The 15,611-nt window shown below is 46.7% G+C and carries 16 protein-coding genes and 1 pseudogene; 11 read left to right on the top strand and 6 right to left on the bottom strand.

From position 1 onward, the window contains the following. The 6 genes and pseudogenes from T491_RS0106705 to T491_RS0106680 all read right to left on the bottom strand — a co-directional run. Positions 1-219 (bottom strand): Bro-N domain-containing protein (locus T491_RS0106705; RefSeq protein ID WP_028903213.1); only part of this gene is annotated, 219 nt, incomplete at its 3' end. 91 nt (positions 220-310) lie between these two features. Further along, positions 311-595, bottom strand: coding sequence for a hypothetical protein (locus T491_RS0106700; RefSeq protein WP_028903212.1), 285 nt, complete (start codon positions 593-595; stop codon positions 311-313). Positions 596-740: 145 nt separating this feature from the next. Then, a complete protein-coding gene (locus T491_RS0106695) occupies positions 741-1,133 on the bottom strand; it encodes a hypothetical protein (RefSeq protein WP_028903211.1) in 393 nt (130 codons plus the stop codon). Positions 1,134-1,143: 10 nt separating this feature from the next. Next, a complete protein-coding gene (locus tag T491_RS0106690) occupies positions 1,144-1,443 on the bottom strand; it encodes a hypothetical protein (protein WP_028903210.1) in 300 nt (99 codons plus the stop codon). 145 nt (positions 1,444-1,588) lie between these two features. Continuing rightward, entirely contained in the window at positions 1,589-2,491 is a 903-nt protein-coding gene (locus T491_RS0106685) for a YafY family protein (RefSeq protein ID WP_028903209.1), read from the bottom strand. Positions 2,492-2,844: 353 nt separating this feature from the next. Beyond that, positions 2,845-3,810 (bottom strand): annotated as a pseudogene (locus T491_RS0106680) (leucine-rich repeat domain-containing protein); the annotation flags it as partial. A gap of 328 nt (positions 3,811-4,138) precedes the next feature. Between T491_RS0106680 and T491_RS0106670 the strand changes: the two are divergent. From T491_RS0106670 to T491_RS16980, 11 genes are all read left to right on the top strand, one after another. Then, positions 4,139-4,453, top strand: coding sequence for an ATP-binding protein (locus tag T491_RS0106670; RefSeq protein ID WP_028903206.1), 315 nt, complete (start codon positions 4,139-4,141; stop codon positions 4,451-4,453). 291 nt (positions 4,454-4,744) lie between these two features. After that, on the top strand, positions 4,745-5,446 hold the full coding sequence (locus T491_RS0106660) for a UpxY family transcription antiterminator (protein ID WP_028903204.1): 702 nt from the start codon (positions 4,745-4,747) through the stop codon (positions 5,444-5,446). Beyond that, positions 5,443-6,807, top strand: a complete 1,365-nt coding sequence (locus T491_RS0106655) for an exopolysaccharide biosynthesis polyprenyl glycosylphosphotransferase (protein WP_036915482.1) — start codon at positions 5,443-5,445, stop codon at positions 6,805-6,807. Before T491_RS0106660 ends, T491_RS0106655 begins: the two co-directional genes overlap by 4 nt. A gap of 16 nt (positions 6,808-6,823) precedes the next feature. Then, positions 6,824-8,059 carry an acetyl-CoA carboxylase biotin carboxylase subunit family protein gene (locus tag T491_RS0106650; RefSeq protein WP_028903202.1) on the top strand — a complete coding sequence of 412 codons (1,236 nt, stop codon included), beginning with the start codon at positions 6,824-6,826 and terminating at the stop codon, positions 8,057-8,059. A gap of 11 nt (positions 8,060-8,070) precedes the next feature. Then, positions 8,071-8,790 (top strand): WbqC family protein, encoded by a 720-nt coding sequence (locus T491_RS0106645; RefSeq protein ID WP_028903201.1) that lies wholly within the window; start codon positions 8,071-8,073, stop codon positions 8,788-8,790. A gap of 32 nt (positions 8,791-8,822) precedes the next feature. Beyond that, a complete protein-coding gene (locus tag T491_RS0106640; protein WP_197018816.1) occupies positions 8,823-9,923 on the top strand; it encodes a DegT/DnrJ/EryC1/StrS aminotransferase family protein in 1,101 nt (366 codons plus the stop codon). Then, positions 9,924-11,360 (top strand): lipopolysaccharide biosynthesis protein, encoded by a 1,437-nt coding sequence (locus T491_RS0106635; protein ID WP_028903199.1) that lies wholly within the window; start codon positions 9,924-9,926, stop codon positions 11,358-11,360. It begins immediately after the preceding gene. A gap of 4 nt (positions 11,361-11,364) precedes the next feature. Continuing rightward, the gene (locus tag T491_RS0106630; protein ID WP_155950058.1) at positions 11,365-12,369 is read left to right on the top strand and encodes a glycosyltransferase; all 1,005 of its coding nucleotides are present in this window, start codon (positions 11,365-11,367) and stop codon (positions 12,367-12,369) included. Between the two features lie 213 nt (positions 12,370-12,582). Beyond that, positions 12,583-13,089: a DapH/DapD/GlmU-related protein gene (locus tag T491_RS0106625; protein ID WP_231480192.1), complete on the top strand. Its 507-nt coding sequence runs from the start codon at positions 12,583-12,585 to the stop codon at positions 13,087-13,089. A gap of 35 nt (positions 13,090-13,124) precedes the next feature. Next, on the top strand, positions 13,125-14,519 hold the full coding sequence (locus tag T491_RS0106620; RefSeq protein ID WP_081773274.1) for an O-antigen ligase: 1,395 nt from the start codon (positions 13,125-13,127) through the stop codon (positions 14,517-14,519). A gap of 17 nt (positions 14,520-14,536) precedes the next feature. Further along, positions 14,537-15,610 (top strand): acyltransferase family protein, encoded by a 1,074-nt coding sequence (locus T491_RS16980; protein ID WP_197018815.1) that lies wholly within the window; start codon positions 14,537-14,539, stop codon positions 15,608-15,610. The last annotated feature ends 1 nt before the right edge of the window (position 15,611 follow it).

Raw genomic sequence — 15,611 nt, 5'->3', positions numbered from 1 at the left:
CTCGTTGATGATGATGACGCTTCGAGCTTGACCTGACAGAACGAATCGTTCGGTCAGCTTATCGTCGTCATCAATATGGTCACGAATAGCTTTCGGGGTATTTGCATACCCCAATGCTGTGGCTACGTCCTTTGCCACAAACATGATTTGGTTATTAACCTGGCAAGTACGAATCTCGCCGAAAATTTCACTAGTAAATACCTGTATTTCTGTTTTCATAATTCTGAGTTGTTTAAGCGAGAAGAAGTTTCGGATTCCTTGGCCATTTACTCGAGAAAATCCTCCTCGGCTCCAACTCATGGGTTATACATTATTTATTAAGCTTTACGATATCCGTGGCAAGGATTTCTTGGAACACTTGCCCCTGATATTCGTGGGTAGAGAAACGAAGTGTGGCTGCTACCACATCGCCTTCGTAGAACCTGCACGCCGCCAGATTGCCCAGCATGGCGCACACATACTCGTTTTCGAACTTCGAACCACCCATCTCGCGCAACACGATGTTGCACTTCTGGATTGATCCACCCTCGGCCTTAGCCGACTGTACGCCGAAGGCCTCGCCCTGGCGCACTACTCTTAAGATTTTTGTTTCCATTGTTGTGTATCAATAAGTCAAAGAACTACGGGGCACTCGCCATCGCAACTTGCTTGCGGTGGCAAAGGTACGGCGAATAAAACACAAAAACCCCCTACGCAGGGGGTACGCGTAGGGGGTACTAATTGATACAAGCAGCTGATTATCAGCCCAAAACAGTTTTAAGTCGTTCTTGGAATTTCAACGTCTTCCGTTGGTCGAGAGCGGTATTATAGTCGCCACGCATGTTGTTACGATGCCACAACTGCTCAAAAAACTTCCATTTATTAGCAATGCCCAGCCTTTCGGCCAGCATGTCGGCTATCATCGCAGCCTCGGGGCGCGACACAGTGGGCTGACCGACGTCGTCCACCCAACCTGCCTGCTGCACCTTGTGCCACAACTCACTATCAGCCAACACGTCGGGCACATCACTCTCCATGGGCGCCAGCTGGTTGTCGCCGATGCGCAACTGCGCTTTGTCCACCGATAGGTTTACCGTCTGGTTGTCGTGGATATCCACGTACGAACCCTGCACATAGATCGTATTTCCTGCCATATCAGTAAAACTATTGCTTAACGTTAATACCAACACAGGAGTTGTCGTGGATGTCGTTGTAGTTGCCCGCAACGTTCACCACCTTCGGCTCCTCGATAATAATACTCACGGCAGCCGGGCCATTGCTCCTCACTTCGCTGAGTTCGCTGTTAAGGCGGTCGATTTCTGAGAGAAGTTCGTCAGTAACCTCCATCAGCCGCATCAGGTTGACCTTGTGCTCCAGTTCCTCTTTCAGCCTGTCGATTTCGCGAGAAAGCATTCGCCGGGCGCCATCCTGCCAGTCTTTAAGTTCTTCCAAATTTGTTTCCATACCAGTTTACTTTTGGGTTTTAATATTAAGTTTGTTATTTATGAATTTGATTCTGGCTGCAAAATAAAAAAGAGGCTGTCCCATAAGTCGGGACACCCCCCTTCTTTAACCAAAATTAAGTATTCTGATACGGATTTAACGGTTGTTAGTACCATTTTCGGGCATTATCTATCATTTCCATCATTTTCAGGCGCACGTCCTCGGGCCCAAGCACCTCGATGCCATCGCCGTGCGACAGCAGCTCGCCCAGGAAATCGACCGTAGGACGGATATCGAACGAGAAGTCGGTGTAGGCAGCGCCCGATGGCAGTGTGCCCGACTGCAGTTCGCGCTGCGAGTGGTGCAGCGGCAGTGTGCGCAGGTAGTTGGGCGCCCAGCTGTGCGCCCTCACCACCAAGTGGGTCAGCGGCTCGTCGGTAGTCATCACGCCGTAGTACTCACCGAAATAGTCCTGCGCGCTGAATCCCTCGGGCAGCAGGAAACTCTCGTCGGTCAGCTGCATATCCTGCATGCGGTCGAGCGCGTAGATGGCGTAGTGGCGACCGGTGAACGACAGCAGGTACCATCGCTGGCGGAACAGCTTGATGGCATAGGGCTCAACCACCTTGTCGTAGCTATCGGCACCGAAGCGCTGATAGCGCATCAGTATCTTCCTGCCCGACTTGATGGCCTGTATGATGGTGGCCAGGAACTCTACGCCGGCAGGCACGCTCTCAAGCACCACGCGGTCCTTGATCGACATGCTGTCGCTCAGCACGCCATGCACCGCCAGCGTTGAGAACATCCAGCGCTCCAGACTGTCGTCGCCCAGTCTGTTGGGGTTGGCGATATAGTAGCGGAAAGTATTCGGTGTGCAGCGGATGTCGATGCCGAACATGTCGGCGATGGCATCGCGATGGCGGTTGAACGACGATCGCGCCAACGGGTTACCCTCGACCACCCTATCGTCGCACCACTTCTGGCTCAGCTCCTCAAACGTCAGCTCTCCGTATCTGCTAAGCGTATGGATGATCCAGATGTACTGATGGAAAATCTGCGCTGGTTTCATAGGTTTTTTAAATAATCAGTTTATCATTCAATCTTCGGTTGGCAAAAGTACAACAAATAAGCGAAACCGCCAAACAATCCGCGCGATTATCGCACAAATTTTTTCGCCAAATACTTGCAATGTTCAGAAATTAAAAACCAAATCAGTTCTTCCCATCAGAGGCAGTTGCCGAGTTTTTCTCGGTAACTGAATCCTTAACCAGTTCACCGCTTTTAAATAACAAAGCATCCCTGCTCGAAATAGAAACGGGCAGGGATGCTCCTAAGTGATAATAAAAACTATTTCATCACGACCTTGAGCTTTGCTCGAGCTCGCTCACGTTCGATATAGCTTAAGCAAGCTTAGCTCTATTCTCACTTAATCACGACCTTGACTGACTTCTGGCCAATCTTTACGATGGCGATGGAGCCAGGTTGCAGGTTTGTATTGATAGTTGCTGCACCACTCTGACTGATAGCCGAACCAGCCTGAGTGCCATTGATGCCATACACATTGACCTGCGTGCCTTCATCTACACCTTGCACCTTGATGCTACCTCCTTCACTCTGAATCAGCACGGCCTGAGCAGGGATGTTAGCTATGCCATTGGTGATGCCTTCCGTCTTGGGCTGTTGGTCTATCCAGCAGAGCGTAGCCGTTGCCGTTTCAGAGTTTTCATAGCCCGCCTTAGCGGCATAGACGCTGATGATATAGGTCACACCCAGCTGCACCTCATTTCCGCTTCCAGCCTTGATGTCCGTATCGGTTATGGAGTATTGGCAGACAGCTCCCTCCGTCTCACTGGTGAAAGTCAACTTTCCGTTCAGATAGCTGATGGTAGGCTTCTCGCACTTCTGCGTTTCGGGTGTGTCACCACCGCCCGTTCCTTCTTCAATAAACAGGAAGTCTTTCCAACCATCAGTTGCCTTATACTTATCTATAGTACCCTTCGGAACATATAGCGTTGCGTTAAGGAATGTGTTTTGAGAGAAAGTTCTAGAACTCGATGTCTTTCCTGTTATCGTAAACGGATTCTCTATCAAAGAAATGACAGTTGGAATATCGACTCCGTCGAACGCACCATATCCAATGCTCGTCACACCACTGCCTATGGTGACGGAGGTAAGGCCAGAGCAATTAGCGAACGCAGCCCTTCCAATGCTCGTCACGCTATTGGGGATGGTGACGGAGGTAAGGCCAGAGCAATACCGGAACGCTTCAGCTCCAATGCTCGTCACGCTATTGGGGATGGTGACGGAGGTAAGGCCAGAGCAACTAGAGAACGCATACTCTCCAATGCTCGTCACACTATTGCCGATGGTGACGGAGGTAAGGCCTTTGCAATACTGGAATTTGCAAGTCGTTTTATATCAACGACTTGTGTGTTAAACAGTAGAAAAATGTCGACGCGGATTCTGTGAAGGACAAAAAGGATGAAGATTTAACGAATTTAATTTTTGCAAACCACAAAAAGAGGGGTTTTGTGCAAGTTTTCTCATAACCATATCAGCATCTGGCTTCATCGATATGTCACTCCCAGACTTCATTTTTTAACTCCATTTTGCCCCAATAATGAATAATTTTTTATGTTTTGGGGCAAAAATATGTCGAACAATGGAGTATTCTCAATAATTGTTTGTATTTGCCAGAAAATAGAAGATCATCAATATGGAACAGAAGCTTATTGCGAGAGACCGAGAGTGCTCTATGCTACGGGACTGCATGGAGTCAGACCGTTCGGAATTTGTTATCGTTTATGGAAGAAGGCGCGTGGGAAAGACCTTCCTCATAGATCAGTATTTCAAGATGAATTATGATTTCAGTTTCGTGGGCTCGCATCGTTCCACGCAAAGGGTTCAACTACGTAACTTTGGGAAAGCCATGAAACAGTATGCAGGTTTAAAGACTGTACCAAAGTATGCCGACTGGTTTGATGCCTTTGATGCGCTGGAGGAACATTTGAGCAATCTTCCAGCCAAATAATTGTTAAAATCGACGGAAATTGAAAGTTTTTTGCTTTTATTTGACTTTTTTTGCTACCTTTGTAACGATTTTCTGACATTCTCTGTTGGATGACTGTCGTTTTAAGCGACTATTTGAAAACAAAACAGCTCACGCCGTGCTGAGAGAGGCGAAGTCTTCGGACGGAGTCGAACGAGGCGGGCTGCATCGGAAAAGCCGCAAGGCGATTCCGCCAGAGGTGGAAAGCGGAAAATGGCATCGAACCGATGAACGAGCGATAGCTCAGCCGATGAAATGCAAAAAAGGTCCGATATGAGCACATTGTCTAATGTGGAAACTGGACGAGGCCAGGCCAATCCTCCGAGTGTCAGGGTTCTTCGAGGTATCGAAGCGACCGAAGGTCGATTAGCCCCTGATACCATCCCCGAAGCCAAAAGCTCACAAACAGGGGTGTCGGTGAAATATGTACCTACACCAGACAAAAGTTGGTATGTGTTCCGTGCCTCTTACGGCAGGGAGGACAAGGCCTTTGACTATATTGTAGCCGACGGCACGTATGCGTACATTGCCAAGCGTTATGCCTACAAGACGGTAAACGGTAAACAAAAGAAGGTTCTGGAGACGTTGATCCCGAACCTTCTGTTCGTATATACCACTGATGCCAAGGCCAGTGAGTATATCAAAAATACCCCCCCCACTTCCTTTCTATCCTATTATTATAACCATTTTAGGTTAGACGAGAACCATAAGAACCCACCGCTAACCATTTCCGATAAGGAAATGGAGAACTTCATCATTGCCACCTGCAACCAGAGTGAGCATCTGAAGTTTGTCACCGAGTCGCAGTGCCATTTCAAGGGCGGTGAGACGGTCATGGTCATCGATGGCATGTTCAAGGGAGTCGAGGGGCGGGTTGCCCGCGTGTCGGGCCAGCAGCGTGTGGTTATCTCTTTGACTGATGTCGGACTTGTCTCGACAGCCTATATACCAACAGCTTTTCTGAGAGTAAAATGAAGGGTATTGAAAATCACAACCAGACCAATTGCCTCATCAAGTGGACAGTCATTGCGTTTGATTTTGTGGCACTGTGGCTGCTGCTGCCTATAGTGGCAGACTTTATTCCCGACGCTGAGGAATGGACTGACGACAAGTATCGCCTGTTCTGGGGAATATGCACCATGAGCATGGTGCTGGCGGAGTATTGGTTCTCATCTATCATTCATCAGCGGATGGTGGGGGCTGGCGACATCCTGCGGCGAGGCACCCTATTAGTGGCAACACAGGTCTTGCTGTCATACCTGCTGTTGCGTTCCGTCCGGTTCCTGTATCGCATAGGATGGCAGCTGTTCTTCTTGGGACTGGCTCTCTGGACAGTCATCATGCTGCTGCGTTTCGTTGAACGCGAGGCGCTGAAGCGACTCCGCAGGCAGGGCTTCAACACGCGTACAGTCACTTTCGTCGGGTCCGACGAGGAGCTGCAGCGACTGCACCAGCGTATTCTCAGCATCCCATCCTACGGCTATAAGTTGCGTAGCAGTTATGCCTCCACCGCCGAATTTCTCGCGTTGCTGGGTCACCCCGAGGACCTGCGCCTGGGCGATGAGGTCTATCTGTGTGTGCCACGAAGGGAGCGCCAGCTCATAGAGCGGACAGCAAGTCTGTGCCGGCACCGGATGATAAAATTCTACTATGTGACTACGGCAGAAGAAAAACTCAACATGCAACCTGTGCAGATGGACGACTTGGAAGTGATGGGCACCTACTCCAGTCCACTGGAAGACCCGCTGAACAGACTGTTGAAGCGTCTGACCGACATCCTGTTGTCTGTCATTTTTCTGGTACCCACAGTCTTGTTGCTGCCCTTCATTGCTGTCATCATCAAGTGTCAGAGTCCTGGACCTGTATTCTTCCGCCAGCGGCGCACGGGGCTCGACGGGCGCGAGTTCTGGTGCTGGAAATTCCGCTCTATGCACGTCAACAACACCGCCGACAGCCAGCAGGCCACGAAGGATGACCCGCGCAAGTTCCCGTTCGGTGATTTCATGCGTAAGACCAACATTGACGAGCTGCCCCAGTTCTGGAACGTGTTGCGCGGCGACATGAGCATCGTGGGTCCCCGACCACACATGCTGGCCCACACAGAGCAATACGACAAGCTGATAGACAAGTACATGGTGCGTCACTTCGTCAAGCCCGGCATCACCGGTTGGGCGCAGGTAACAGGTTTTCGTGGTGAGACCCGTGAGTTGTGGCAGATGGAAGGTCGTGTAGAGCGCGACATCTGGTATATGCAGCACTGGAGCCTATGGCTCGACCTGCGCATCCTCTGGATGACGGTTAAACTAATGTTTATGCGAGACGGGAAAGCGTATTGAGAGTGAGGAGTGAACAATGAAGAGTGAAAAGTTAAAGGGGAAGAGACTTGCCGTTTTCGGGGCCAACAATGTGGTGGACGAGGTGACTGCCTACGCTCGGAGGCACGGCATCGTGCTTGTGTCGGTAGGCAATGTGCCGGAGGCTCCGATGCATCAGGTTTCTGCCGAACAGTATTATCTGGACTGCACTGACGAGACTGTGATGCTGCCGTTCTTCAAGGAGAAGCACATCGATGCCTTGCTGTCCTGCTCTGGCGAAATGGTAATCAGGAAGTCGGTGGGCTGGATGGCGAAAACAGGCTTCCACTACATTGCCACGCCCCATCAATGGGACGTGCTAATGAACAAGCAGCATTTCAAGGAGGCTTGCATCCGCTATGGTATGCCAGCCATCCCCGCCTTCCGCTTGGAGGATGAAGACATTCCTTTCCCCGTTATCGTGAAGCCCGTGGATAATGGCGGCTCCTTCGGCATCACCGTATGCCGCAACCGCGCCGAGATGAAAGAGGCCATCGACAAAGCCATCAAGAACTCCACCGTGGGCGAATACCTTTGTGAAAAATTCCTCGAAGGCCCCTATTTTCAGTTTGAGATATGGCGGCAGAACGGTAAGTCGTATTTCCCATATACAAAGGGTCGTGTGTTCTACCCGGCAATTGGTCAGTCACCTCGCCAGCCTTTTCTCGACCTTTACCCTTCGCCTGAGGCCGACATCATCAGCACGTTATACCAGCCCATGTCGCGCCTTTTCGATGACCTCGGTGTGAGCAACGGTTCCTGTATGTTCCAGGGCATCATCAGCAATGGCGTGCCTTATATCATGGACAATGCCTACCGCCTCAGCGGTGGTATGGATTTCCGTGTGGTTCACGAGGACAAGGGCATCGATCTTGTTGCCTGTTATATGCAACATGCATTGACAGGACAGTTTGGCGAGGATTTCTCATCGCTTGCAAAACCTCTTCAAGGTTACTATGCCACTATCTGCATTGGTTTGAGAAACGGTCATATCCATACCATCAGGGGAATAGATGACGTGAGGCTGTTGCCCTACGTATATAGCCTCTTCCAGTATTACCATGAAGGTGACACCATGCTGTACTCTGGTATCTTCCTGCAAGTGCTTTGCCGCATCTTTGTGCGAGCCGATAGTCAGCAGGAATTACAGCAGCATATCAGCTCCATTCTCAGTCTCATTGAAGTGGAGGATGACAATGGTCGCTCACTGCTCATAAATTTTCCACACTTCTAAATTGATGTTTTATGATTGACAAAAAAGATCGTATCGCCATCATGCAGCCATACTTCTTTCCGTACATTGGCTATTGGCAGCTCATTCATGCCGTCGATTTGTATGTTGTTGCCGACAACGTCCACTATATCAAACACCATTGGATTAACCGCAACCGCATTCTAGGCGAAAAAGACCAGCCACACTATTTCGGCATCGAAATCAGTCACGCCAACGGCAATCGCCACATCTGCGAGACAAAACGGGTAGTCAGTCGTAAACAGGCTGAATATCTGTGCAGGGTGCTGAAGTTCTACTACAGCAAGGCACCCTACTACAACGAGGCGATGGAAGTCATCAAGCCTATCCTGATGGACGAAGAACCCAACCTGGCTCGCTATCTTTTCAAGCAGTTAAAGGCTGTGGCCGGGTATTTGGGCATCAAGACAGAAATCATCTTGCTATCTGATGTGACCCCCCGTGGGGATTGCACGGCCCCGGAACTTATTCGCCGCATTTGCGAGCACTTCGGTCATTCCACCTTTACCAGCTCTATCAATGGAAATATCTACTACACCAAGGAAGCTTTCCGCGAGATGGGAGTCAACCTTGATTTTCTGGTTCGCAACGAGGACATCCGCTACAAGCAACGCTGCGAGGAGTTTGTTCCCGACCTGAGCATCATCGACGCGATGATGTATTGTTCGCGCGAAGAATTGCACGATATGCTGGACCTTTATCATTTCGTATAATAAATATATAATGTAATAAAAAGAAAATGAATGTGGAAAATAGAATAAATGTAACACGTTCTTCCATGCCCTCATGGGAGGAGTATGTTGAGAAAATCAAAATTCTGTGGGACAATCGTTGGTTGTCAAATCGTGGAGTCATTCACAAAGAATTTGAAGAGAAGCTCAAGGAAAGAATGAAGGTGGATTATCTTTCTCTTTTTGCTAACGGTCATGTTGCACTCGAAGTTGCCATTGACGCTATGCAGTTTCCGAAAGGCTCAGAGGTTATTACGACTCCATACACACACTGTTCAACCACTCATAGTATTGTTCGAAACGGATTAATCCCGGTTTTTTGTGATGTCAATGATGTTGATTATACGATTGATGTCAGCCTGATTGAAAAAAATATTAATGAGAAAACGGTCGCAATAGTTGCAACGCATGTCTATGGAGTCTTATGTGATGTAGAAAGTATTCAAAAGATAGCAGATAAGCATGGACTAAAAGTGATTTATGATGCAGCACACGCTTTTGGTGTCACAAAAGATGGTGTGGATGCGGCAAATTTTGGTGATATTGCCATGTTCAGTTGCCATGCCACGAAGGTTTTTCATACCATCGAAGGTGGAATAACGGTTTTTAGGGATCCTTCAGTACATGAAAAACTGGAAAGTCTGATTAATTTTGGCTTCAACGGACCTGAACACGTACAGTATGTCAGTACTAATGCACGAATGAATGAGTATGAAGCCGCTATGGGTGTGTGTAATCTTCGTCATTTCGATGAAGAGGTTGCCAAACGTAAAATTGCAGCTGACAGATATGACGAGAGACTGTCAGGAATAAAGGGTATTCACATGATTGCTCCCCAAAAAGGTGTGACACGCAACTATGCATATTATAGCGTTTTCTTTGATGGCTACAAGTATAATAGAAATGAAATACAGGAAAAGCTGTCAAAACAAAACATCTTTGCAAGAAAGTATTTTTATCCTATTATACCAGAATTGGAATGTTATCAATCCATGTTTCAAGGAATAGAAATGCCTGTGGCAAAACATGCTTCTGATACAGTTCTTGCACTTCCTATGTATGCAGACTTAACTGTTGAGGATGTAGATAGGATATGTGATATAATTCTTAAGTAAGTGGGAGAATCGCTGAAAAATAAGACGGTAAAAGGGCTGGGATGGTCAGCTTTGGACAATGCAGCCCAATATGGCATACAGTTTGGCATTGGCATCATACTTGCCCGACTGCTGTCACCTGACGACTATGGCCTGTTGGGACTTACCGGCATTTTCACCGTCATCTGTACTGCCCTCGTCAATGGAGGCTTCAGCAACGCACTCATACGCAAGAAAGATGTAACCGACGATGATTACAACACGGCTTTCATCTGCAATCTCAGTATGAGCCTGCTGCTTTATGCTTTGACGTTTCCCTGTGCGCCGCTGATTGCCGATTTCTTCAATCGTGAAGAATTAACCCTATTGATACGAGTATCTTCTTTAGGACTTATCATTGGGGCATTTGCTATGGTTCAGCAGACGCGCCTTACTAAACGTATAGACTTCAAGACGCAGACCAAAATCACGCTTGTATCATCCACTGTCAGCGGCATGGCGGGTATCAGCATGGCCGTGATGGGGTTTGGCGTGTGGGCACTGGTGGCCCAGCAACTGATGTCCCATGCACTGCGCACGCTACAATTATATATATATAATAGGTGGCTGCCGCGTTTGCGCTTCTCTACCGAGAGTTTCCACGAACTGTTTGGCTTTGGCTGGAAGCTAATGTTGACTGCTCTTTTGGATGGTGTGTGGAAAGAATTGTATCAGGTGGTAGTGGGCAAGTTCTATAATCCAGCCACCTTGGGGCAATATACCCGTGCCCAACATTATGCACGGCTATTCTCGCGGAACTTGACATCGGTAATGGATCGAGTTACCTACCCTGTGCTAAGCAGTATTCAAGACGATAAAGAACGCATGTTCTCGGCCTATCGCCGCATCATCCGCACCAGTATGTTTATCACCGCTGTCACTCTGTTCTTCCTGGGAGCCGTCAGCGAACCTCTCATCTACTGCATGATAGGACCCAAATGGCACGAGGCGTCAACTTACCTGCCTTTTATCTGCATCAGTTCCAGTCTTTACCCCCTCCATGCCATCAACCTGAACATGCTGAAGGTTCAGGGACGGAGCGACCTCTTCCTCGGACTTGACATCATCAAGAGAATCATCAGCTTGGCACCTCTGTTTGTCGGGGCTTTTGTGGGCATCATACCTATGCTTTGGGTAAACATATTTGTTGGCATCATAGGCTATTTCCTCAATTCCTACTACTCAGGCCGGATGCTGGGGTATAGTTCTTGGATGCAGTTGCGTGATATTGCCCCCTCCTACGCTTTGGCTATAGCCATAGCCTTGTCTGTATGGTTCTTGAAATATCTTCCACTGAGCTACTGGATTGTACTTCCAATGCAGATTACTGTAGGAGCCGCAGTGTTTTTCACTTTCTGCAAGTTGTTCAAGATGAACGAATATAAAGAGATTATAGATATTCTGAAAAAAAGAAAATAGTATAATGGCACAAGTTCAAACTATAAGTCACTTTAAGGTGTCTGTGTGGTGCAACACTTACAACCAGGCATTCTATATCAAGGATACCATGGATGGCTTTTGCATGCAGCAGACGAGCTTTCCGTTCGTCTGTCTCATCATGGACGATGCCAGCACGGACGGGGAGCCAGAGGTCATCAAACAATACCTGAACGACCACTTTAACACAGAGTGGACAAAGGAAACCGATGACTACCACCTGACGCTGGCTCGCCATCAGGAGAACAAAAACTGCTACTTTGCGGTTTATCTGCTGAAATACAATCACTACAGCATCAAGAAACCAAGACTGAAATATTATCGGGAATTGACAGATGAGATAGACTATGTCGCCCTATGTGAGGGTGACGACTATTGGACCGACGCGCATAAACTGCAAAAGCAGGCGGATGCCTTAGACGCCAATCCCCAGGCTACATTAGTCTATACCAACTTTCAGGCCATTGATGGTGAAGGGAATCCGATAAGCAGACCATTTATAAAAGATTATCCTGGCCGTTCCCATTCCGGTGACAATCTGCCTACGCTGCTCCGTTACGGCAACTACATCATGGTGCTCACAAGCATGTACCGCTATAAAGTCTGGGAGTCCGAATCATACGCGAATTGCCCTGTAAAGCTGGATTTCACCCTTACCATGAGTGCCGCCCTGATGGGCAATTTCATCTGGTTGCCGGAACAAACAGCTTGTTATCGATCGCTTGAGAGCGGAATGGTAAGATCAAATCTGCAGAAAGGTCTACGCTGGATTCAGGATATTTACCGCTACTATGCCGGATTGGTGATGAATGGGCAGTGCAAACCATTGTCGTTAGGTCAACGCATTCATCTCACGACACTTATCCTCATGAGGGCATTGAAAAAGAAAGACCATCAACTTAAAAAGGATGTACTTAGAGCCTGTCCTCTTTCGTACTTATTGCTGCCGGTAGCCTTTGTAAAGTTAAAAGTTGAAAAAATGAAAAGTTGAAATATGAAAACAACCATTATTATTCTCATCATATTGGTATCACTACTTTACTTGAAGTGGATACTAATCATCGCGGTTTTTCCCTTTCAGGTTATTCACGGACAAATTCTCAAGAAATGGGGGAAGGAACAAAATGCTCCGCTGGTGTATAGAGTTTTTGACAAGCCGTACCAATACTGGGAGAAAATCTTTAGAAAAGGTTGGCAAAGATATATGCTGTTCCAAGTCGCTTTAGTTCCATCTCATCATATACGTAGGTTTATATATAAGGCTCTCGGTGCTGAGATTGGCAAACATGTGGTATTCCATTTCCGCACAGAGATACGTGGTATACATCGCCTAAAGATTGGCTCCGGTACTATTATCGGCGACAATACATTGCTCGATGCACGTCGGGGACTAACTATTGGTGAGAATGTTAATATTGCCTCGGATGTAACAATCCATCCTGGAGGCCACGACATCCGTGACCCTTTTTTCAGAGCGCCAGCCTTGGACAGCAGCCCCGTGGTCATCGGTGACAGGGTATATATCGGTGCTCGTGCTATGATACTGAATGGTGTCACCATCGGCGTAGGAACTGTGCTCTGCGCCGGTTGTGTCGTCACAAAGGACGTGGAGCCATACGCTGTAGTTGCTGGTATTCCAGCAAAAAAAGTCAATGAGCGTCCACGCGACTTAAGATATGAGTTTAAAGGAAGATCGCAGAGACTGTATTAAAATGTTGTAATGACCGACATATTGAAGAAAGTACAATGAAGTTTGTTGCTATTATAGTTACCCTAGTGTGTTGCGGCTTGATGTTCTTTGTTAAACGAGAATGGAAAGCAGCTCTGCTCGTCATGGGAGCTATGACGTTGACACTGGTGTACGTACCCGGTATTCCTTTACTCAAGGCGAACCTCTTACTGCAAGTGGCTTTCCTGCTATCAGAATGGAAAAGTCTGCCACAACATTTCAACAGGTTACGACATGTTCCATATCTCTGGATACCGCTTCTGATTGTCACTATCTCAGCGTTGTTGGCTGCGCTGACCAGCCAATACGAAGGAATAAAAGGAATCATACAGTCGGAACTTCTGTTCAAGTATTTTGCCCTTGCATACGCCTTCTGGGCTGTCAAGAATGAAAAGTCACTAAAGCCTGTATTGCAAGTTTCACTGTATTGTCTGATTGTGCTTACCGCCTTTGGTGCGCTCAATTATATACAAAAGAATGCCATATTTGTCAATGCCTTGACAGAAGGCAAGACAAGTATGGTAATGGAAGATGTCTCGCTTGGTGATGTATATACGGAAAGTAGTCGTTTCAGAGTACAGTCAATGTTTAAGTCCGCATTTGACTATGGTTATATATGTACGGCATTATTAATACTTCATTTGCATGGATGGTATCGGGGGTTAGAAGGAAAGATAGCATTTGCCATAGCACTTGCATGTTGTTCATTCGGAATATTGATTTGTGGATGCCGCACTGTATGGGTGAGTGCCATATTTTCCATAGCCTGCTACAGCATGTGGGTTTTCCAAATGAACCGAAATGTGATGTATGGTATGATTGCAATGATTCTTATGATTATGTCCTATGCTACCATTCCTGCGGTAGAAGATAAAGTTAACAAGGTAACCGATGTCTTCGTTGAAGACAGTGAAACAGGTGGTAGCTCTATCCAAATGCGAATGATGCAATACGTCTCTGTTCTTATCCACACAGAAGGAAATGAATGGTTAGGGTTGGGAAAGGGATATTGGGCGCATTCATACGCTGAGGATAAAGAGTCAGTCAGTGGTCTCTATGGTGTAGAAAGTGTTATCTTACAATATCTGCTTGAGCAGGGAATCATCGGTCTCATTTTATGGGCGACTTTTTATTCAATCATCTTCTTCTATTTTTGGAGGAATCGTACAAAGAGAAAGGCTATAACTGGTCTGGGAGCTTCCACCCTTACTTTGTATCTGGTTTACTCAATAGGTACAGGAGAGTTAGGTTCTGTTTATCCTACAATGCTTCTGCTTGGCATGACTATGAAGATGATAGAATCCAAGAAGCGAAGGCTCATGCTGATAGCCGTATTACGGATAATCATGAAACGAAAGAAACTGACTCGCAGACAACAACTTATTGTGATATTGAAAGCACTCAGCAGATAATCGAAAGAAAAATCATCATGAGAGATAAAAGCGTATCTATAGCAAAAGGTATTTCCATTGCCTTAGTGGTAATGGCTCACTCAATATGTATAGATTTCATCGTCCGTTGCATCGCCATATACGTATTGTCTTTGTTTTTTTTTATGAGCGGATATTGTTTTAAAGACAAATATTTAGACGATGCCCTTGCCTTTATAAAGAAGCGTTTTACGGGAATATATTGGCCTTACCTGAAATGGTCGCTTCTGTTCCTGCTTTTACATAATGTTTTCTATCATCTGCATATCTATAGCGATGAATATGGCTATGGGGGAAAGACATCCGTCTTCTATACGAGTTCTGACTTTGTGAGAAAAGCCATTTCTATTGCCACTAAAATGCAAGGGCATGAACAGTTATTGGGTGCGTATTGGTTCATGAAGCTCTTATTTGTGGGTTCTTTCATTTTCTATATTGCACTGAAGGTACTGAAAAGTAAAGCATGGGGAGCACTTCTGTTGCTGGCATTGTCCGTTCTATTGTCAACACTCGATTGGAAACTTTATTATTTCAATATAGGCACACGAGAATTTTATGCTGCCTTTTTCCTCTATATAGGCTATCTTTACAAGAAACACCAAATGGACTTTCACCAACGCCCGTGGATTTGGTGTTTAGCAGTTATATTGGTTGTAGCAGGAACTCAATTATGGTTTACAACCATGCATAATTATGACTACTGGAAGATTTTTCCACACGCATTCACTGCCATATTGGCTATTCTCACCCTACTGTGTTTTAGCCAACGCCTGTCACGAAAGGCGGAAAATAAGTCTGTGAAGTGCATTATATTCATAGGCGACCATACCATAGAGGTGCTTACTTGGCATTTCCTGTCCATGAAATTAGTGTCGTTAATGCTTATTGCGATATACCATCTTCCCATAAAGCGACTCTCAGAGTTTCCTGTGATAGAAGAATATGCCAGACAAGGATGGTGGATAGCCTATCTAATTGTAGGCGTAGCCATACCTGTGATTTGGACTTTTTATTATCATCTGTTCAAGGACAGATTGATAAATAACACTTTTGATAAAGTACACACCAGATAAT

The organism is Prevotella sp. P6B4 (genome assembly GCF_000619985.1).
GTDB lineage: Bacteria > Bacteroidota > Bacteroidia > Bacteroidales > Bacteroidaceae > Prevotella.
Note: the sequence above shows the minus strand (reverse complement) of the source record. Positions and strands in the feature narration are given on the sequence as shown.